Below are 20,409 nucleotides of genomic sequence, written 5' to 3' on the forward strand. Positions count from 1 at the left end.
AGCTTACATCGACGTACTTGCAGCGCCCCCGCAACCGGACCCACCCCGCCATCCCACGGATAGCCCGCCGTTGCCGTTGATTCGGCAGGTGCAGGACGCAGCCCTGCCGCCCCCTCCTCTTCCAAAATGTGAAGGCCGTGCGGTGACGAGCACACCGCCCCTTCGGCTAACATTCGTCCATGCCGCATACCACCACGACTCCGCCCGCATTGCAGGATGGCGACCTGCTGGCCGCCATCGACCTTGGCTCCAATAGTTTCCACATGGTCATCGCGCGCTACACGCTCGGCCAGCTGCGGGTGATCGACCGCCTGCGCGAAACGGTGCGCATGGCCGATGGCCTGGATGGCAAGGGTGGACTTTCCGCCGCCGCGCGGCAGCGCGCGCTGGAGTGCCTGGCCCGTTTCGGCCAACGCATCCGCAATGTGCCGCCACACCAGGTACGCGCGCTGGCCACCAATACCGTGCGCCAGCTGCGCTCGCCGCAATCGTTCCTGGTTCCGGCCGAGACCGCGCTCGGGCATGCGATCGAAGTGGTCAGCGGCCGAGAAGAGGCGCGCCTGATCTATCTTGGCGTGGCCCACGCGCAGCCACCCAAGCCCGGCCAGCGCCGGCTGGTGATCGACATCGGCGGCGGCTCCACCGAGTTCATCATCGGCATGGGCATGCAGACCCTGGAGCGCGAAAGCCTGCAGGCCGGCTGCATCGCCAGCACCCGTCGTTTCTTCCCGGGCGGCAAGCTCAGCAAGAAGCGCTGGAAAGATGCGCTGGCCGAGATCGGCCGCGAGTTCCAGCCCTTCGCCAGCAAGTACCGCGCCCTGGGCTGGCAGGAAGCATTGGGCTCATCGGGTACGCACAAGGCAATCAGCGAAATCTGCGCGACGATGAAGCTGAGCAAGGGCGCGATCACCGCCGAAGCCCTGCCGCAGCTGCGCGACGAACTGCTGAAAGCCAAGAAGATCGACGACATCGAGCTCCCGGGCCTGTCCAGCGATCGCCGCCCGATCATCGCCGGCGGCATCCTGGTGCTGGAGGCTGCCTTCCAGGCGCTGGGCCTGCAGAAGCTGCTGGTCAGCAAGGCGGCGATGCGCGAAGGCATCCTCTACGACATCGTCGGCCGCGCCGGCGAGAACGACCTGCGCGACGAATCGGTCACCGCGCTGACCCAGCGCTATGGCATCGACACGGTGCAGGCCGACCGTGTGCAGGACACCGCGCTGTCGCTGCTGGAGCAGGTACAGGAGCGCTGGAAGCTCGACGCCGACGATGCGCGCATGCTTGGCTGGGCCGCGCGCCTGCACGAGCTGGGGCTGATGATCGCCCACAGCGGTTACCACGTGCATGGCAGCTACGTGCTGGAGAACTCGGATATCGCCGGCTTCTCGCGGCAGGAACAGCAGATGCTGGCCGCGCTGGTGCGCAGCCACCGTCGCAGCGTGACCAAGACCGCCTTCGATGCCCTGCCCGAGCGACTGCTGCTGACCGCACGCCGGCTGGCCGCGCTGCTGCGCCTGGCGGTGCTGCTCAACCGTGCCCACGAAGACGACCCTATGCCGGTGCTGGAGCTGACCGCCGACGACAACCGGCTGTCGCTGATCGTGCCGCAGGCATTCATCGATGCGCGCCCGCTGCTGCGCGCCGACCTGATCGGCGAAACCGACGGCATCGCCGGCCTGGGCATCCAGTTCCGTCCGTTCGTGGCTTGATCGAGGGGGGTTGGCCTCGGGTCTATGTGGACCGTGCTCGGGGCCGAATCCGTCACACTTTGCGCAATCTGGCCTCTTTTTTTGTTGCGATGCAGCGACCTCGAACGACTGCGCGTCAGGCCCGCTTCGCGTAAGTCGATGCTTTTGTTCATTTTTTGTGAAAAGAAGCGGCGTATCGCGAAATAATTGGATACGAAATCTTTACAGATCATTAACCAACGAGACTACTATCAGGTCACCGGCTCAGTCCTTGGACCCGCCGGCTTCTTCGACGCCCACTTTGGCGTCTTTTGCACGACCTGAGAGAGAGAGCTCGCCATGACTTCACGCACCACCGCACTGGGGCAGGCCATCCGCTATGCCCTGGCAACCACCGCAGCGCTGGCTTCGCTGCCTGCGTTCGCCCAGGACGGCAGCGGCGCCACTCCCACCAACCTCGACCGCATCGAGATCACCGGTTCGCGCATCCGCCAGGTGGACGTGGAAACCGCCCAGCCGGTGTTCGCGATCACCCGTTCGGCCATCGAGCAGCAGGGCTTCAGCTCGGTCGCCGACATCCTGCAGAACGTCACCGCGATGGGCAGCCCGGCGATCAGCCGCGCCAACGCGCTGACTGCCGGTGAGAACGCGGGTGGTTCGTACATCGACATGCGCAACCTGGGCACCCAGCGCACGCTGGTGCTGATCAACGGCAAGCGCCTGGGCATCAGCACCTCGGGCTACCAGGACATCTCCACGATTCCGGTCTCTGCCGTGGAGCGCATCGAAGTACTGAAGGATGGCGCGTCGGCCATCTACGGTTCCGATGCCATGTCCGGCGTGGTCAACATCATCACCCGTTCCAATGTCACCGGTGTGACCGCCAACGTCTACCACGGCCAGTACAGCCAGGGCGACGGCGCGCGCGACCGCTTCGACGTGGTGGCCGGCTGGAGCAATGACCGCATCTCGCTGACCCTGGCCGCTGAACACTCCGAAGAAAAGTCGGTATGGGCCAAGGACCGCTGGTTCAGCGAGTACGGCATCACCGACCGCCATGCCGAGAACCTGACCAACTGGACCACCATCAGCCAGTGGGGCCAGTTCACCGGCCTGAAGGGCGGCCCGGGCTGCACCAACGCAAAGGACGGCTGCAACTACTCGCTCAACCGCGGCGCCGACCCGACCAACCCGGCCAACTACCACATCACCGATCCGTCTGCGTTCACCGGCGACGTCAGCAACGCCAACCAGCAGATGCACGTGAACTACCCGCTGAAGCGCGACTCGGTGTACTTCGACGGTCGCTTCAAGATCACCGACAACGTCAACTTCCGCGCCGAGCTGGGCTACAACAAGCGCGAGGCAACCCGCCAGATCGCCGGCTACCCGCTGCAGTCGAGCACTGCCGGCGTTGGCTCGATGTCGGTTGACAGCTATTTCAACCCGTTCGGCAACCAGCACGGCTACGCCAACCCGACCGCCGTGGCCTGGAACCGCCGTACCTGGGAAGTGCCGCGCGTGACCACCAGCGAGTTGAAGACCTACCGCGCGGTAGCTTCGTTCGACGGTTCGTTCGAGATTGGTGAGCGCTTCTTCGACTGGGAAGTGGGCTACCAGTACAATCGCAACGAGTTGGAATCGACCGCCACCGGCAACCTGCACAAGGGCCGCGTCGCCGCCGGCGTAGGCCCGTCGTACTACAACGCCGCCACCGGCAAGGTCGAGTGTGGCCGCCCGGGCGCGCCGATCGCCAACTGCATGCCGTGGAACCCGCTGGTGCCGTACGGCAAGATCGATCCGAACGGCATCGATGGCAATGCGGCTCTGCAGCAGTGGCTGTTCCCGCCGGAGGTCACCACCGGCAAGACCACCAGCAAGAACTTCTTCGCCAACATCGCCGGTTCCATCGTGACCCTGCCGGCCGGCGACCTGGGCTTCGCGTTCGGTGTCGAAAGCCGCAAGGAATCGGGCCAGTACCGCCCGGATCCGCTGGCGCAGACCGGTGCCACCACCAACCTGGCCGCTGGCCCGACCGGTGGCGACTACAAGGTCAGTGAGGCGTACCTGGAAATCAACGTGCCGGTGCTGGCCGACCTGCCGGGTGCGAAGGAACTGACCTTCAACGGCGCGACCCGCTTCTCCGATTACGACACCTTCGGCAACACGCTCAACAGCAAGTTCGGCTTCAAGTGGAAGCCGTTTGATTCGCTGCTGGTCCGTGGCACCTGGGCCGAGGGCTTCCGCGCCCCGACCATCAACGACCTGTACGGCGGTGGTTCGGAAACCTTCGCCCAGTTCAGCGATCCCTGCGACGTCCAGTTCGGTTCGTCCAAGACCAGTGCCGAAGTGCGTGCCCGCTGTGCGCGTGACATCGCCAATGCCGACACTTTCCGCCAGCTGAAGCAGGGCAACCAGGCTGTCACCACCGCCACCGACGCCACGCCGGTGCCGTTCGTGTCCGGCTCGGATCCGAAGCTGACCCCGGAAACCTCGACCAGCAAGACGCTGGGCCTGGTCTGGAGCCCGAGCTTCATCAAGAACTTCAACGCCTCGCTGGACTGGTGGAAGATCCGTATCGACAACACGATCGTGTCCGATACCCCGACCCAGATCCTGATCGACTGCTATGAGCAGGGCGTTGCTGCTCGCTGCGCCCGCTTTACCCGTGACACCTCGACGGGTCCGACCGCCGGCATCGTCAACAAGCTGACCTTCGGTAGCCGCAACTCCGGCTTCATGGAGACCGAAGGTTACGACCTGGACCTGAACTACCGCCTGGATACCAGCGTCGGCAAGTTCAACGCCGGCTGGGCCACGACCTATGTCAGCAAGAGCATCTACCGCTCGACCAACGACACCACGGTGGTGCCGACTGTTTCCAACGGCATCGGCAGCAACTTCCGCGTCCGTTCGAACCTGGTGCTGGGCTGGGACCTGGGCAACTTCGGCGTGAGCTGGACCGCGCGCTACTACTCCGGCGTGAAGGAACAGTGCGTGGACATCCGTTCGTACCCGGGTGAATGCTCGGATCCGAACGTCTACGCCCCGTGGTACAAGGGTGCACGCAACTACAACGAGCGTGGCTCGGTCACCTTCCACGATGTGCAGTTCCGCTACTCGCTGCCGTGGGATGCAACCGTCTCGGTCGGTGCCAACAACGTGTTCGAGAAGTACGGCCCGGTCATGTACAGCAAGCCGAACTCGGCCTTCTCGTACTACGGCGGTTACGACATCGGTCGCTTCGTCTACATGAAGTACCAGCAGCGCTTCTGATCCATCGCGCGGCAATGCACCACGACCACGGCCCTTCGGGGCCGTGGTTTTTTTGTTTCTGCGCAGGTTGACGTGTTTGACAGGCTCGGCCTCCTTCGCTGCGTCTCCATCGCGGCAATCCCGGAATGGCGGTGACGCGTCATCGAACAGCGCAGCCACCTGATTCGCATCGACTTTGTGCAGATGCGTCAGCCTCGCCGATTGCAGATTCGTACCTTTCCCATACCTCTCTCATCGGGCCTTCACTAGCGTCGAGTCTCCACCGTCTGCGGTGGTATTTGCGCCGTCCGCTTTGGCAGCGCACCGAAGACCTAGAAGAGAGAGAGACCCATGACCATCCGTACTCCCGAACTGGGGTTGGCGATCCGTCGCGCGCTTGCGATGACCGCAGCCACTGCGCTCGCCGTTCCTGCATTCGCCCAGCACGCGCCGGACGCCACCACGCTCGATCGCATCGAGATCACCGGCTCGCGCATCCGCCAGGTCGACCTGGAAACCGCGCAACCGGTGCTGACCATCAGCCGTGCCGACATCGAGCGGCAGGGCTTCAATTCCGTCGCCGACATCCTGCAGAACCTGACCGCGACCGGCAGCCCTGCCCTCAGCCGTGCCAGCCCGCTCAGCGCGGGCGAGGCCTCTGGTGGCAGCTACGTGGACATGCGCGGCCTCGGCCCGCAGCGCACCCTGGTGCTGGTCAATGGCAAGCGCCTGGGCATGACCACCTCCGGCTACCAGGACATCTCCAGCATTCCTGCCGCTGCCGTGGAGCGCATGGAAGTCCTCAAGGATGGCGCCTCGGCCATCTACGGTTCCGATGCGATGGCCGGCGTGGTCAACATCATCACCCGCCGCAACGTCGAGGGCGTGACCGCCAGCGTCTACCACGGCCAGTACAGCGAGGGCGACGGCGCCCGCACCCAGTACGACGTGGTGGCCGGCTGGTCCAATGACCGCGCCTCGATCAGCGTCGCCGCCGAGCATGTCGAAGAAAAGGGCGTGTGGGCAAAGGACCGTGGCTTCAGTGCCTACACCTACACTGATCGCCATCCGGACGACGGCTGGACCACGGTCGGCCAGTGGGGCCGCATCACCGGCTTCAAGGGCCCGGGCTGCAGCAACAGCCGTGGCTGCAGCTATTCGCTCGACCGTGGCAGCCAGCCGGGCGGTCCGGACAGCTTCCATCTCAGCGACAACACGCCGTTCACCGGCGACGTCAGCAACAGCAACGAGCAGATGCACGTGCAGACGCCGATCAAGCGCGACTCGATCTTCGTCGACGCACGCATGGATCTCAATGACCAGGTCCGCTTCAACACCCAGCTGGCCTACAACCGGCGCACCACCACCCGCCAGATCGCGGGCTATCCGTTCCAGTCCGCTGCCGCCGGCATCACGCCGATGTCCGCCGACAGCTGGTTCAATCCGTTCGGCAGCCACCATGGCTATGAAAGCCCCAGCGACGTGCACTGGAACCGCCGCACCTGGGAGATTCCACGCGTCAGCACCAGCGAACTGACCACCTGGCAGGGCGTTGCAGCATTTGAAGGCAACTTCGCGTTCGGCGGTCGCGAATTCGACTGGGAAGCAGGCTACCAGTACAACCGCAGTGAACTGAGCCAGCGCGCCACCGGCAACCTGCACAAGCAGCGCGTTGCCGATGCCACCGGCCCCTCGTTCTACAACCCGGCAACCGGCAAGGTCGAATGCGGTACGCCGGAGGCGCCGATTGCCGGCTGCAAGCCCTGGAACCCGCTGGTTCCGTATGGCCAGGATGATCCCTATGGCCTGACCGGCAATCCGGAACTGCAGGACTGGCTGTTCCCGGAAGAACTCACCCGTGGCCGTACCACCACCCGCAACCTGTTCGCCAGCCTCAGCGGCAGCCTCGCCACGTTGCCGGCCGGTGAGCTGGGCTTCGCCGTCGGTGCCGAGAGCCGTCGCGAAGATGGACGTTTCATCCCCGATGCACTGGCACAGACCGGCGCCACCACCAACCTGGCCTCAGGTCCTACCGGCGGCGGCTATCGTGTCGACGAGGCGTACCTGGAGCTGAGCGTGCCGGTGCTGCGTGACCTGGCCGGTGCACGTGAGCTGAGCCTGAGCGCTGCGACTCGCTACTCGGACTACACCACCTTCGGCGGTACCCTCAACAGCAAGTTCGGCTTCACCTGGAAGCCGATCGACCAGTTGCTGGTCCGCGGCACCTGGGCCCAGGGCTTCCGCGCACCGACCATTTCCAACCTGTACGGCGGTGGCTCGGAGACCTTCACCACCGGCTTCCGTGACCCCTGCGACACCGTCTACGGCGCTGCGGCCAGCAGTCCGGAAGTGCGTGCACGCTGCGCCGCCGACATTGCCAATGCGGACAGCTACCGCCAGCTCGGCCAGGGCAATGAACCGATCACCGGCAGCAGTGGGCAGACTCCCCTGCCCTTCACCAACGGCTCCAATCCCAACCTGAAGCCCGAGACCTCGACCAGCCGTACGCTGGGCCTGGTCTGGAGCCCGACGTTCGCCGAAGGGCTGAACATCGCCCTGGACTGGTGGAAGATCCGCATCGACAACACCATCGTCGCCGACCACCCCAACGACATCCTTCGCGACTGCTACGAGCTGGGCATTGCCGAGCGCTGCGGCAGCTTCACCCGCGATCCGGAGCTGGGCATCGTCAACAAGCTCAACTATGGCAGCCGCAACAGCGGCTTCCGCCAGGCCGAAGGCTATGACCTGGAGGTCGGCCACAAGATCGAAACGTCCTGGGGCACGCTGAGCGCCGACTGGAAAACCACCTATGTGGTTGCTGCGGAAGAACGGACCACCAACGAGGTCGATGTACCGCCGATTCCCAGCAATGGCATCGCCACCAATGGGGGCATCGGCTTCCGCGTGCGTTCCAACGCGTCATTGGGCTGGGAGCGTGGCGACTTCGGCCTCACATGGAGCCTGCGCTATTTCTCCGCAGTGAAGGAACGCTGCCTGGGCCTGGCGGACTATCCGAACGAGTGCTCGCACCCGAACCAGCGCGCACCGTGGTTCAGTGGCACGCGCGACTACAACCGCCGCGGATCGGTCACCTTCCACGACGTGCAGGCCCGCTACAACCTGCCATGGGACGCCACTGTTTCAATCGGCGCCAACAACGTGTTCGGCCGCCAGGGCCCGGTCATGTACAGCCAGCCGAGTTCCAATTTCTCCTACTACGGTGGTTTTGACATCGGCCGTTTCATCTACATGAAATACCAGCAGCGCTTCTGATCCACCACACGGCGTGAGCTGTTACGCCACGGCCCTTCGGGGCCGTGGCGTCGCGCGTCCAGGCCTGCGTCATCTGGCGGTCGCAAAGCGGTCATATCGGCTACATCGCCAGGACCGAGCATGCCGGAAACCCGGAGGCCCGCCATGCGCTATGCCATCGTCACCGAGACCTATCCGCCGGAAGTGAATGGCGTTGCCCTCACCGTGCAGGGCCTGGAACAGGGGCTACGCGCATCGGGGCATGACATCGACCTGATCCGGCCACGCCAGGCCAGCGAAGCGCTGGATTCAGCACCCGGCACCCTGCTGGTCCCGGGTGCAGCGCTGCCGCGCTACCCCGGCCTGCGCTTCGGCCTGCCCGCACCGATCCGGCTCGGCCGCCACTGGCAGCAGCAACGCCCGGATGCAGTGTACGTCGCCACTGAAGGCCCGCTGGGCTGGTCGGCACTGCGCACCGCGCGCCGCCTCGGCATCCCGGTCGCCAGTGGCTTCCACACCCGCTTTGACGAGTACCTGCCCGACTACGGCGTGGCCTGGCTGCAGGCAGCGGCAATGCGCTGGATGCGTCGCTTCCACAACCAGGCCGATGCGACCCTGGTGCCAACCCGCGAGCTGCAGCAGTTCCTCGGCGAACAGGGCTTCGAACGCGTGCGCCTGCTGGCGCGCGCAGTCGACAGCCAGCAGTTCGATCCGAGCCGTCGTGACCCTGCGCTGCGCGAGGAATGGGGTGTGGACGGCAACGGCCTGGTAGCGATCTACGTCGGGCGTATCGCCGCAGAAAAGAACCTCGGCCTGGCGGTGAAGGCGTTCCGCAGGCTGCAGCAGATCCGGCCGAAGGCACGCTTCGTGTGGGTCGGCGATGGCCCGGCCCGCGAGAAGCTCGCGCATGAAAACCCCGACTTCATTTTCTGTGGCATCCAGCGCGGAGATGCCCTGGCACGGCACTTCGCCAGCGGCGATCTGTTTCTGTTTCCCAGCCGCAGCGAGACTTTTGGCAACGTGACCCTGGAAAGCATGGCCAGCGGCCTGGCAACCGTGGCCTTCGACTACGGTGCCGCCCGCGAGTACCTGCGCAACGGCGAGAACGGCGCAGCGGTGGATAACGACGAGCAGTTCATTGAAGCGGCCGTGCAACTGGCCGCTGATGATGCGCAGCGCCACGCACTGGGCAGCAATGCCGCGCAGGCGATGAAACGCCTGCATCCACAGCAGGTGGTGGCCGAGTTCGATGCCCTGCTGGCCGAGCTGGCCCAGTCGCGGAGGAGCGGCCATGCGCACCACGCCGCTTGAACTGCTGGCCGGCCGCGAAGCACGGCTGTGCCGGCGGGCCAACCACTACTGCCGGCGCCGCCGCGTGCGCCGCCTGTTCTCGGTCATCAGCCGGCTCGGCGATGGCGTGTTCTGGTATGTACTGATGGGCGCGCTGGTGCTGCTCGATGGCTTCGATGGCCTGCGCGCCTCGGTGCACATGGCAGCCACCGGCCTGGCCGCGCTGCTGCTGTACAAGAGCCTCAAGCGCTGGACCCGGCGCCCGCGCCCGTACGCCGCCGACCTCCGCATTCGCGCCTGGGTGGCACCGCTGGACGAATTCAGCTTCCCCTCCGGACACACCCTGCACGCAGTGTCGTTCACCATCGTCGCACTGGCCTACTATCCGTGGCTGGCACCGCTGCTGGTGCCGTTCACCGTCGGTGTGGCGCTGTCGCGCGTGGTGCTGGGCCTGCACTACCCCAGCGATGTCCTCGCTGCCACCGGCATCGCCGCGTTGCTGGCCGCGGCCAGCCTGGCTTGGTTGCCGCTGCCGGTGTGACGTGCTTTCCGCCGGGCATGGCCCGGCGCCACCGGTCAGCACGCGATTCCCGGGCAACGCCGCGCCAGGCCCAGCGAGCGCAGCAGCCCCTTGGTAGCGCCGGGCCGTGTCCGGCGAGCGCAGCGGCATCCCCGGCGGGCGGATGCCCTAGAATGCAGGCATGACCACGCTGTTCATTTCCGACCTGCACCTGGACCCCAGCCGTCCGGAGATCACCGACCTGTTCCTGCGCTTCCTGCGCGAGCAGGCGCCCACCGCCGATGCGCTTTACATCCTCGGCGACCTGTTCGAAGCCTGGATCGGCGACGACACCCCCTCGCCCGCCGCCGATGCGGTGGCCGATGCGTTGAAGGTGCTGACCGACAGCGGCGTGCCCGCATACTTCATCCGTGGCAACCGCGATTTCCTGCTCGGCGAGGACTACGCACGCCGCGCCGGCCTGCGCATCCTGCCCGACCCGTGCGTGATCGAGCTGTACGGCCGCCCGGTGCTGCTGCAGCACGGTGACCTGCTGTGCACCGATGACATCCCCTACCAGCAGTTCCGCGCACAGACGCGCGACCCCGCATTCCAGGCGCAGTTCCTGTCACAGCCGCTGGCCGCGCGCATCGCGTTCGCACAGAAGGCACGCGACGCCAGCCAGGCCCGCCAGTCGGAAATGAAGCAGGGCGATCGTGCGCAGTTCGAGACCGTGACCGACGTGGCCCCGGCCGAAGTCGATGCCACCTTCGTGCGCCATGGGGTGGACACCATGATCCACGGCCATACTCATCGCCCGGCCATCCATGCACTGCAGGTCGGTGGCCGTGCCTGCACCCGCATCGTGCTGGGCGACTGGTACGAACAGGGTTCGGTGCTGCGCGTGGACGCCAATGGCTGGACCCTGGACACGCTCAGCCGCGAATGATGGATCGCAGGGTGCCAACCAAGGTTGGCATCTACCAGAGCAGGTGCACGCGCCCTGGTAGACGCCGACCTTGGCCGGCGCCTGGACTCAGCGGAAGGCCGCGATGGTGGCCTTGGTGTTGACCAGCACACGCTGGTTGTCGGCACTGCTGGCGATGCCCATCGGCACACCGTTGTAGCTGATGTTCGGATTGGACCAGTAGTTCAGCCGCGGGCAGCCGGCCGAGCAGTCATAGGCCATGATCGTGCGCCAGCGCGATCCGCTCGCCGGCTCATAACGATAGCCGTGGCCATAGGCGTACGGTGACGTGCTCGGATCACTGGCGATGTCGTGCCGTGCGCTCTGCAGGTGGCCGATTTCATGAGCGAACGAGTAGTAGCCCGTGGCGCAATCCCAGTACACCGCGGCAAACGCGGTCGATGCGGTGGAACCGATACCCGAAGCCAACCCGCAGTAGCTGGTGTTGTTGATCAGCAGTACACCGACGTCGGCAGCGGTGTTGTTGCGGCTGGTATGGATGCTGTCCATGTAGCCGTCGCTGGTGTTGCGGAAGCGGGTCAGGTCGGTGGTGAAGTTGCCGGACTCGGTGTAGCTGGTGGTCTCGTAGCCGGCCAGCTGCATGGTGATGCCCACGTTGCTGTTGACGTAGCCCTGGTTGGATTCAGCTACCGCCAGTTGCACCAGCGACTGCATGTTGCCGCCATAGGCTGCGACGGCGGCATTGGTCGCCACCACCAGCACGCGGATGGTCGCCGGCGTACCGGACGAAGCCTGCGCGATGCCGATGCGATCGTTGTCGCCCATCGGAATCTTCGGCAGCTGGTTGTAGTCGGCCGGATGGTCGGCCGGCATGCGCGACTCGTCCACTTCCACCAGCACATGGCGGTTACCCAGCGGACGCAGCCGGTAGAGCTTGCCGTCCTTGCGGATTGAACCGGTGATGGTGTTGCCCGAACGCACCAGGATCACTGAATTGCCAGGATCATCCTGGCCGTTCGAAGTGGCAGCGGTCAGCCGGTCGGAGGGCGAGCGGAACTGCCCATACCAGATGCTGCCGCCATCGGGCAGCGACTCGACCTTGCTGCGTAGTGCCTGTACGCGCTGGCCGAGCAGTTCGAACTCCAGCTGCGGCTGCGCGGTGGCAGCAGCATCGACACGCACTTCCTGTACCGTCGCTGTGGACGGGGTGGCGAGCAGCTTGCCCAGCGCGGGCTCACTGTTTGCCGATGCCCGGCTGATGACCGTCACCGGCTCGAACAACGGTGCGGCGTGCGCGGCCGCCGCCACCGACAAACCCAACACCAGGCCACCTGCCGCTTTGCCAATCGATCTGGACAACATTGCGTCGCTCCTTGAATGATGTGAACAGCGTTGATGCAGCACGCCCGGGTTTGCCGGGTCTGGCCATCTGGCCTGCGTGGGTCGTGTGAATTCAATAGAAGATGGGAATGAAAATCAGGAAGTGTGATCGACCGCATCTGCGTTCAGTCAGGTCAAAAGCGTCACTACACTTCGCCAACACATCGCTTTCGCGCTACCGTGATGCAGCCACGACGGGGAATGCACATGGCACCATCGCAGGACACGGACGAAGATGTCGGCTTGCTGCGGATCGGCCTGTTCTTCGATGGCACCCGCAACAACGCACACAATCTGGAACGCGGCCGCCCGCAGCTGCCACAGCCGCGCCCGGCCCAGCTCCGCGCCGATGACGATTCGACCTACCAGAGCCGGCTGACCAGCAGCTACGACAACGGCCTGACCAACATCGCCCGCCTGCAGCAGCTGTACCCGGATAGTCGCCGCGATACGCTGGCGACTGCATCGCTGTCGATCTATGTGGAAGGCGTCGGCACCCGCGATGATGCAGACGACGACCTGATCGGCCTGGCCTTCGGTATCGGCGCCAGCGGCGTGCGGGCCAAAGTGCAACGCGCGCTGCAGGTGCTGCTGCCGGCCGCGCTGGGCGAACTGGCCACACGCTGGCAGCAGCCGCTGCGCCGCGTGCAGCTCGACCTGTTCGGCTATTCGCGCGGTGCCGCCGCTGCACGTGATCTTGCCAACCAATTGCAGGCCTGGGACAACGCTCGCTGGCGGCAACTGCTGCAATCGTCCGGCCTGGCCTGTACCGGTGACTTCGCTGCCGCAACACCGGCACTGCGCTTCATCGGCCTGTTCGACACCGTGGTTGCAGTCAATGGCGGCCGCGCCGACGAACAGCCACGGCTCGCACTGCGTACCGGCATTGCCGGCCAGGTGCTGCAGTTGAGCGCACGCGACGAACATCGCCAGCACTACCCGCTCACCAGCGTGGCCCCTCCCTTCACTGAAATCGCACTGCCGGGGGTGCACGCCAACATCGGCGGTGGCTACAACCAGATCGAAGAAGGCCCCAAGCTGCTCAGTCGTCCGCGCCGGCAGCAGCTGCGTCGCACGGCCGTTGCCGATTACCAGATACCGCCCCTGACAGTCCTGCAGGCAACCACGGCCTATGCCGAAGCACAGGCCGATGCCGAGCGCTGGCGACAGCAACTGGGCGCGGACCAGAAGGAAGTGTGGGTCGATGTCTGGCACCAGTGGCAGCAGCAGCGTCGTGCCGGCAGCCGTAGCGTGGTGCTGTCACCGGTGCTGTACGTGACTGCTGCCGTCGTGCTGCGCCGGCGCATCGACTGGCGGTACCAGCTGATTGCGCTGCAGGTGATGCAGCAGCACGCACGCGATGCCGGCGTGCAGTGGCGTGCCGATGCAGCCGATGTTCCAGGCTGGGCGCTCCCCTCCGCGCTGCTGCCGATTGCACGGCGACTGGTCGCCGGGCAGACGCTGACCCCGACCCAGGAGTCGCTGCTGAGGCGGCGCTATCTGATGCAGTCTGCGCACTGGAATTTCGATGCACTGGGCGATACCGCACTGACCTATGCCGCCGATGCCGGGGTGAGCGAACTGCCCTACCGGCCAGGGCCCGGCCTGTTCTATATCAACCGGCCGACGGTGGATGGCAGGCGCGTGGTGTTGCCGAACGGGTGAAGCAAAAAAAGGGACGGAGGGGATCAGGTCGTTTGTGCCTCAAACGACCTGATCCCCTCCGTCCCTTTTTTCAGCCGGCCTGCTCGACCAGGTTGGCCAGTTCGTCGGCATCGAAGCCGGCCAGCAGTCGCGCCTCCAGGTTGAAGGGGCCATACAGATAGCCGCCAGCGTATTCGACCAGCAGCTCCTTGAAGCGTGCGCGCGGCTCGATACCGGCACGGTCGCAATACCAGCGGAACCAGCGCGAACCCGCAGCGACGTGCGCCACTTCCTCACGCAGGATCACCTCCAGCACGTCGGCGGTTTCAGCGTCACCGACATTGCGCAGTTTCTCGATCATGCCCGGAGTCACGTCCAGGCCACGTGCTTCCAGTACCCGCGGCACCAATGCCATGCGTGCCAGGCCGTCATGCGCAGTCTTTTCGCACATCTCCCACAAGCCGTTGTGCGCGGGGAAATCGGCGTAATCATGGCCGTGGGCCTGCAGGCGTTCGCGCAGCAGCATGAAGTGCCGGGATTCGTCGTCGGCACAACTCACCCAATCGGCAAGGAACGCCGGCGGCAGGCCACGGAAGCGATACACCGCATCCCAGGCCAGGTCGATCGCGTTGAGTTCGATGTGGGCGATGGCATGGATGAAGGCAGCCCGCCCTTCCACGCCGCCCAGTCCACGTCGAGGCACTTCGCGCGGATGCACCAGTACCAGCTGCGCCGGCCGGCCCGGCATGCGGATCGGCTCGGGCGGCGGCGCATCGGCCGCCACCTTCAGGCGGCCAGCACGGAACGCGGCCGCATAAGCCTGGGTCAGCGCAACCTTGCGCACCGCGTCGGCTTCCGCCAGGCACTGCTGCGCGGCACGCAGCAGATCGCCACCGACGTCGGGCACGTCAATCACGCCTGGACCTCAGGCGCGGCGCTTGTGCTTGGCGTCATCCGAACGCAGTTGCTGGATGCGCTCGAAGTAGCCCGGCTCGATGCCGGTCGGGTAATGGCCATTGAAGCAGGACGAATCGAAGTTGCGCAGCGCCGGGTTGCCCTCGCTCACTGCCGCTTCCATGTCTTCCAGGTCCTGGTAGATCAGCCAGTCACAGCCCAGGTGGGCTTCGATCTCTTCCACGGTACGGTTATGCGCGACCAGCTCTTCGGCCGCCGGCATGTCGATGCCGTAGATGTTCGGGTAACGCACCGGCGGTGCCGCACTGGCCAGGTAGACCTTGCGTGCGCCCGCATCACGGGCCATCTGCACGATCTGCTGGCTGGTGGTGCCACGCACGATCGAGTCGTCCACCAGCAGCACCACGCGGTTGCGGAACTCCAGGTGGATCGGGTTGAGTTTGCGGCGCACCGACTTCACCCGCTCACCCTGGCCCGGCATGATGAAGGTGCGGCCGATGTAGCGGTTCTTGATGAAGCCTTCGCGGTACTTCACCCCAAGCACGTTGGAGATCTCCAGCGCGGCATCGCGCGAGGTATCCGGGATCGGGATGATGGTGTCGATGTCGTGGTCCGGGCGCAGGCGCAGGATCTTCTCGCCCAGCTTGATGCCCATGCGCATGCGCGCCTTGTGCACCGAGACGTTGTCGATCATCGAATCCGGGCGCGCGAAGTACACGTATTCGAAGATGCACGGGGTGTGCTCGGCCGGCTCGGCACAGATCTCCGAGAACAGCTCGCCACGCGCGGTGATCACCAGCGCTTCGCCCGGCTGCACATCGCGCACGCGCTGGAAGCCCAGCACGTCCAGCGCAGCCGATTCGGAAGCGACGATGTACTCGTCACCCTCGGCGTGGCTGCGCTTGCCCAGCACCAGCGGACGGATGCCATGCGGATCGCGGAAGGCGACCAGGCCCAGGCCCAGCACCACGCTGACCACCGCATAACCGCCCTTGCAGCGACGGTGCACGCCGGCCACCGCGCGGATCGCGGCTTCCGGGCTGAGCTGGCGCTGCTGCTCCAGTTCGTAGGCGAACACGTTCAGCAGCACTTCGCTGTCCGAATCGGTGTTGACGTTGCGGCGGTCCTGCTCGAACACCTGCTGGCGCAGCGCCTCGGTGTTGATCAGGTTGCCGTTGTGGGCCAGCGCGATGCCGTAGGGCGAATTCACATAGAACGGCTGTGCCTCGTCCATGCCTTCCGAGCCGGCGGTCGGGTAACGCACATGGGCGATGCCGACGCTGCCTTCCAGGGTGGACATCGTGCGTGCATCGAACACATCGCGGACCAGGCCCGTGGCCTTCTGCACCCGCAGGCGGCTGCCATTGACGGTGGCGATGCCCGCCGCATCCTGGCCGCGATGCTGGAGAACGGTCAAGCCGTCATACAACTGCCCGGCGACGTTCTGGTTGCCGACGATTCCGACGATGCCACACATGGTGCGAGGTCTCCGCTGGGCTGTGCCCAGTTACAAGGAAGGTGGCCGTACCTGGCCGCGGTGGTCGCCGCGCGCGCGGTCGACATTGGCCGGATCGCCCGGCTCGATACTGTCCGGCAGTGCTGGGGCGTCCGGACGCACTTCGGCCGGATCGTAGGAATCGCCCTGTTCCGCTTTCGCAGGCCGCAGCCATCCGCTGCCTGCCACTACCTGATTGAGGATGCCATTATCGCCTGCCGCGCCCGGCTTTCCCAACCCGGCGCCTGCGTTCTTGCCCAACTCCATCAATGCAGATGGGGACAGCGCGTCGGTCGGCAAGGCCTTGGGCAGCAGATCGGCCCCGGGAACCTCCCAGTGCGGCAGCTTGCTGTTCATCCAGGCCACGGTGGGGTTCAGCAGTGGGCGCACCGCCGAACGCTGCCAGGAGGGCTCGGCGGTCAGCGGAGTGAAACTGCCCAGCAGCAGCAGGATCGCGGCGATCAGGCCGCCACGGACAACGCCCAGCACGCCGCCCAGCAGGCGGTCCAGGCTGGTCAGCATGCTGCGATGGACCATGGCCTTGATGACCATGCCGATCACCGCGACCACGATCATCACGCCGATGCCGACGCCCAGGTAGCCACCGACGAAGTGCTCGCCGCCCGGTGCGGCCGGTGCGGCCCACCAGTGGGCCGCGTCATTGCCGAAGGCGAAGGCGGCCCACGCGGCCAACAGCCACGACAGGGTGCCGATGACGATGCCGACGAAGCCGCGCAGCATCCCCAGCAGGGCCGAGGCGGCGATCACGATCAGCAGCACCACGTCGATCATGGCGCCCCGCTCCTTCGGCGGCGCTGGCAACGGGGCTGCGCGTGGGTCATGGGTGCGGTCGCACCATGCCGGCCACGCCGACCTTGGCGGCGACCTGCGCCTTCAGCTGTTCGGCGTCGGCGCGGTTGGCCACCGGTCCGACGCGGACACGATGCAGGGTGCCCTTGTCGGTACGCACCTGCTCGACGAAGGCGCTGAAGCCAGCGGCGCGGACCTTGTCGCGCAGGGCATTGGCATCGTTGGCCTGGCCGAAAGCGCCCAGCTGCACCGCGAAGCCGACGCCACTGGCGGCCGGGGCTGCAGGCGTGGCCGGCGCCGTCGTCGGCTTGCTGGCCGCGGTTTCCGGCTTGGGCTCAGGCTTGGCTTCCGGCTTCGGTGCCGGCTTCGGCGGCTCCGGCTTGGCCACCGGGGTGGTGGTGGCAGTCGGCGTGCTCGGCGGCAGGCTTTCGCTGCGCACCGGATTGCCATTGGCCGAGGGTGCGGTGGCTGCCGCCGGGGTGCTCGCACTCGCCGGCGCAGGCGCCGGAGTGGCGGCAACTGCGGCGTTGCCGCCCGTCGCCGCATCCAGAGCAATAACCTCAGCCTTCACATCCGCACGGATCTTCACCGCCTGCAGCCGGGCCGCCTCGGCCTGGGCACGGTCGGCATACGGCCCGACCCGCACGCGCCATGCCTGGCGGCCGTTGATGGTGGCGCTCTCAGCGAAGCCCGGCAGCTGCGAACGCTTCAGGTAGGCAATCACCGCATCGGCGTCGGCCTTGCTGCCGTAGGCACCGAAGGTGACCGCGTAGTTGCCGGCGGCCACCGCAGGCGAGGTGTCCACGGTCGGCGGCGTGGCCGGTGCGGCAGCATCCGGCAGCGGCTTGGTCTGGCCGGTCTGCAGGCCGGTGGCACCGCCCGCCGGCGCAACCAGCGGCAGTTCGCGGGTTTCGAACTGGCCATCGGCTGGCGCATCCGGCGCGGCGATCGGCACATTGGCCACGCCACTGTCCGGGGCCGGCCCCTTGACCAGCATCGGCAGGAAAATCACGGCCAGCGCTACCAGCACGATGGCACCAATCAGACGCTGTTTCAGAGGCGTATCCACGTGAGGCAGGCAACTGTCCGGGGGTTGCGGTCGATTATACGGGTGCCGGACCGGACGGCGTCGGCGTTGGCTGAACGTGGATCAGGCCGGGTCCTGCAGCCACTGCAGGGCCGCGGCGGCGGTGTGGAACGAGCCGAACACCAGCACCCGGTCACCGCGCTTGGCCTGGGCCAGCACCTGCGCCAGCGCTTGTTCGACGCTGTCGGACAGCTGTGCGGCAGCGGCAGCGGTATCGGCCAGGCGCGCCTGCAGCTGCGCCGCGCTCTGCCCACGCGGGCCGTCCAGGCCGGCCAGGGTCCACTCGCCCACCACGTCCTGCAGTGCCTGCACCACGCCCAGCGCGTCCTTGTCCTGCAGCGCGGCGTACACCGCCAGGGTGCGCCCAGGTACCGCCTCGGCCTTCAGCGCGCGCGCCAGCTGGCCGGCGGCCTGCGGGTTGTGGCCCACGTCCACGCGGATCTGCACGCCGTCACGCTCGAACGCCTGCAGGCGGCCGGCGATGCGGGCGGCGGCCACGCCTTCGGCCCACGCGGCGCGCGGCACCGGCTTGTCCAGCGCACGCAGTGCAGCGATCGCAGCACCGGCATTGGCCAGCTGGATCGGCCCGGCCAGCGCCGGGGTCGGCAGCTCCAGACGGGTACCGACATCGCGCCAGCGCCAGCGCTGGGCATCGATCGGCTCGTAGAAGTAGTCGCTGCCGCCGCGGATCGCGTTGGCACCCACCAGGTAGGCACGCGCCAGCACGCTTGATGGCGGATCGGTCTCACCCAGGATCACCGGCTTCCAGCCGCGGATGATGCCGGCCTTCTCGGTACCGATGGCTTCGCGGTCATCGCCCAGCCATTCGGCGTGATCGATGTCCACGGTGGTGATCACCGATACATCGGCGTCGACGATGTTGACCGCGTCCAGGCGGCCACCGAGGCCCACTTCCAGCACGGCCAGATCCAGCCCGGCGTCGGCAAACAGCTGCAGCGCAGCGAGCGTGCCGTACTCGAAATAGGTCAGCGTGGTGTCACCGCGCGCCGCTTCGACGGCATTGAACGCAGCAACCAGCGCCGCATCGTCGACATCCTGGCCATCGATGCGTACACGTTCGTTGTAGCGCAGCAGGTGCGGCGAGGTGTAGGCGCCGACCTTCCAGCCGGCAGCACGCGCGATGGACTCGATGAAGGCCACGGTGGACCCCTTGCCGTTGGTGCCACCGACCACGATGGTGCGCCCGGCCGGTGCACCCAGGCCCATCGCGGTGGCAACGGTGCGCACGCGCTCCAGTCCCATGTCAATGCTCGCCGGGTGCTGGCGTTCAATGTAATCCAGCCAATCGGCCAGGGTGGTCGGGGTGTTCGTCACGGCAGTGCTTCCAGCAGGTACAGGTGGTTCGGTGTGGCGGGTCAGAGTGCGCGGTGCTTGGCTTCGCCGAAGAACGGCGTGTGGTGGGCGCAGTCGTTCAGGCGCACCACTTCCAGGCTGTCCAGATCGGCGCCTTCGAGCAGGTTGAGCGTGGTCGGCGCCTGGCGGAAGGTCCACAGGCGGGAAATCGGCAGGCCCAGCACCTTGCACAGGATCACGCGGTTGACCGCGTCATGGGCAACCACCAGCAGCGTGTCGTGCTCGCCGAGACCTTCGGTGGCACGGGCCAGGCCACGCCAGCTGCGTTCCAGCACCAGGCGCAGCGATTCGCCGCCGGGCATCAGCACGGTATCGGGCTCCTCGCGCCAGGCCTGCAGGCGCGACGGGTCCTTCTCGTTGATCTCGCTGGCGAGCAGGCCTTCCCACTCACCGTGCGCGATTTCCTGCAGCTCCGGCTCGGTCAGCAGCATGTCGGCACGCGCGGCGCCAAGCGCCAGCTGCGCGGTGCGCTGGGCGCGCGACAGCGGCGAGGCCACCGCACGGGTGATGTCGACCGAAGCCAGGCGGGCACCGAGGGCCTGGGCCTGAGCTTCGCCGATCGGCGAAAGCGGAATATCGATCTGGCCCTGGTAGCGGCCTTCGGCGTTCCACGGCGTTTCACCGTGGCGGGCAAGCAGGATGCGCATGCGTGCAAGGGGTCCTGGGGGGGAGGAGGTTTCCGCGTTTCGTTCACATCCTGTGAAGTCCACGGAACAGGGATGATACCTGTTCGGCGGACCCGGCCGGGCCGGGCACGAAAAAACCCCGCGACGTAGGTCGCGGGGTTTCGGA

The 20,409-nt window shown here is 66.4% G+C and carries 14 protein-coding genes; 7 read left to right on the top strand and 7 right to left on the bottom strand.

From position 1 onward, the window contains the following. The first annotated feature begins 179 nt into the window (after positions 1 to 179). From ppx to lpxH, 6 genes are all read left to right on the top strand, one after another. Entirely contained in the window at positions 180 to 1,706 is a 1,527-nt protein-coding gene (gene ppx / locus DI041_RS20070; RefSeq protein ID WP_046982497.1) for an exopolyphosphatase, read from the top strand. A 318-nt stretch (positions 1,707 to 2,024) separates the two neighbouring features. Beyond that, on the top strand, positions 2,025 to 4,961 hold the full coding sequence (locus DI041_RS20075; RefSeq protein ID WP_136639880.1) for a TonB-dependent receptor domain-containing protein: 2,937 nt from the start codon (positions 2,025 to 2,027) through the stop codon (positions 4,959 to 4,961). 330 nt (positions 4,962 to 5,291) lie between these two features. Beyond that, positions 5,292 to 8,216, top strand: a complete 2,925-nt coding sequence (locus tag DI041_RS20080; protein ID WP_046982499.1) for a TonB-dependent receptor domain-containing protein — start codon at positions 5,292 to 5,294, stop codon at positions 8,214 to 8,216. 144 nt (positions 8,217 to 8,360) lie between these two features. Then, on the top strand, positions 8,361 to 9,506 hold the full coding sequence (locus DI041_RS20085) for a glycosyltransferase family 4 protein (RefSeq protein WP_046982500.1): 1,146 nt from the start codon (positions 8,361 to 8,363) through the stop codon (positions 9,504 to 9,506). Next, positions 9,487 to 10,026, top strand: coding sequence for a phosphatase PAP2 family protein (locus DI041_RS20090; protein WP_046982501.1), 540 nt, complete (start codon positions 9,487 to 9,489; stop codon positions 10,024 to 10,026). Before DI041_RS20085 ends, DI041_RS20090 begins: the two co-directional genes overlap by 20 nt. Before the next feature lie 160 nt (positions 10,027 to 10,186). After that, positions 10,187 to 10,933 (top strand): UDP-2,3-diacylglucosamine diphosphatase, encoded by a 747-nt coding sequence (gene lpxH / locus DI041_RS20095; RefSeq protein ID WP_046982502.1) that lies wholly within the window; start codon positions 10,187 to 10,189, stop codon positions 10,931 to 10,933. Positions 10,934 to 11,020: 87 nt separating this feature from the next. On the opposite strand, the gene DI041_RS20100 is transcribed toward lpxH, so the two are convergent. Further along, positions 11,021 to 12,274: a zinc-dependent metalloprotease gene (locus DI041_RS20100; RefSeq protein ID WP_046982503.1), complete on the bottom strand. Its 1,254-nt coding sequence runs from the start codon at positions 12,272 to 12,274 to the stop codon at positions 11,021 to 11,023. A gap of 225 nt (positions 12,275 to 12,499) precedes the next feature. Between DI041_RS20100 and DI041_RS20105 the strand changes: the two genes are divergently transcribed. Further along, positions 12,500 to 13,957 (top strand): T6SS phospholipase effector Tle1-like catalytic domain-containing protein, encoded by a 1,458-nt coding sequence (locus tag DI041_RS20105; protein WP_046982511.1) that lies wholly within the window; start codon positions 12,500 to 12,502, stop codon positions 13,955 to 13,957. Positions 13,958 to 14,027: 70 nt separating this feature from the next. On the opposite strand, the gene DI041_RS20110 is transcribed toward DI041_RS20105, so the two are convergent. The 6 genes from DI041_RS20110 to DI041_RS20135 all read right to left on the bottom strand — a co-directional run bounded on the left by DI041_RS20110 (position 14,028) and on the right by DI041_RS20135 (position 20,264). Beyond that, positions 14,028 to 14,852, bottom strand: a complete 825-nt coding sequence (locus DI041_RS20110) for a ferritin-like domain-containing protein (RefSeq protein WP_136639881.1) — start codon at positions 14,850 to 14,852, stop codon at positions 14,028 to 14,030. 9 nt (positions 14,853 to 14,861) lie between these two features. Beyond that, positions 14,862 to 16,328 carry an amidophosphoribosyltransferase gene (gene purF / locus DI041_RS20115; RefSeq protein ID WP_012510177.1) on the bottom strand — a complete coding sequence of 489 codons (1,467 nt, stop codon included), beginning with the start codon at positions 16,326 to 16,328 and terminating at the stop codon, positions 14,862 to 14,864. Between the two features lie 30 nt (positions 16,329 to 16,358). Next, on the bottom strand, positions 16,359 to 17,138 hold the full coding sequence (locus DI041_RS20120; RefSeq protein ID WP_046982505.1) for a CvpA family protein: 780 nt from the start codon (positions 17,136 to 17,138) through the stop codon (positions 16,359 to 16,361). A 46-nt stretch (positions 17,139 to 17,184) separates the two neighbouring features. Further along, complete coding sequence (locus DI041_RS20125; RefSeq protein WP_136639882.1) at positions 17,185 to 18,225, bottom strand: SPOR domain-containing protein; 1,041 nt, start codon at positions 18,223 to 18,225, stop codon at positions 17,185 to 17,187. 81 nt (positions 18,226 to 18,306) lie between these two features. Next, complete coding sequence (folC, locus tag DI041_RS20130; RefSeq protein WP_046982507.1) at positions 18,307 to 19,578, bottom strand: bifunctional tetrahydrofolate synthase/dihydrofolate synthase; 1,272 nt, start codon at positions 19,576 to 19,578, stop codon at positions 18,307 to 18,309. Between the two features lie 41 nt (positions 19,579 to 19,619). Continuing rightward, positions 19,620 to 20,264, bottom strand: a complete 645-nt coding sequence (locus DI041_RS20135; RefSeq protein ID WP_010483945.1) for a histidine phosphatase family protein — start codon at positions 20,262 to 20,264, stop codon at positions 19,620 to 19,622. Between the last annotated feature and the right edge of the window lie 145 nt (positions 20,265 to 20,409).

Source organism: Stenotrophomonas maltophilia (assembly GCF_004920835.1).
Taxonomy (GTDB): domain Bacteria; phylum Pseudomonadota; class Gammaproteobacteria; order Xanthomonadales; family Xanthomonadaceae; genus Stenotrophomonas; species Stenotrophomonas maltophilia_AQ.

Coding starts and splice junctions, on each gene's coding strand:
- ppx (WP_046982497.1), top strand. CDS start 180: ATGCCGCATACCACCACGACTCCGCCCGCATTGCAGGATGGCGACCTG.
- DI041_RS20075 (WP_136639880.1), top strand. CDS start 2,025: ATGACTTCACGCACCACCGCACTGGGGCAGGCCATCCGCTATGCCCTG.
- DI041_RS20080 (WP_046982499.1), top strand. CDS start 5,292: ATGACCATCCGTACTCCCGAACTGGGGTTGGCGATCCGTCGCGCGCTT.
- DI041_RS20085 (WP_046982500.1), top strand. CDS start 8,361: ATGCGCTATGCCATCGTCACCGAGACCTATCCGCCGGAAGTGAATGGC.
- DI041_RS20090 (WP_046982501.1), top strand. CDS start 9,487: ATGCGCACCACGCCGCTTGAACTGCTGGCCGGCCGCGAAGCACGGCTG.
- lpxH (WP_046982502.1), top strand. CDS start 10,187: ATGACCACGCTGTTCATTTCCGACCTGCACCTGGACCCCAGCCGTCCG.
- DI041_RS20100 (WP_046982503.1), bottom strand. CDS start 12,274: ATGTTGTCCAGATCGATTGGCAAAGCGGCAGGTGGCCTGGTGTTGGGT.
- DI041_RS20105 (WP_046982511.1), top strand. CDS start 12,500: ATGGCACCATCGCAGGACACGGACGAAGATGTCGGCTTGCTGCGGATC.
- purF (WP_012510177.1), bottom strand. CDS start 16,328: ATGTGTGGCATCGTCGGAATCGTCGGCAACCAGAACGTCGCCGGGCAG.
- DI041_RS20120 (WP_046982505.1), bottom strand. CDS start 17,138: ATGATCGACGTGGTGCTGCTGATCGTGATCGCCGCCTCGGCCCTGCTG.
- DI041_RS20135 (WP_010483945.1), bottom strand. CDS start 20,264: ATGCGCATCCTGCTTGCCCGCCACGGTGAAACGCCGTGGAACGCCGAA.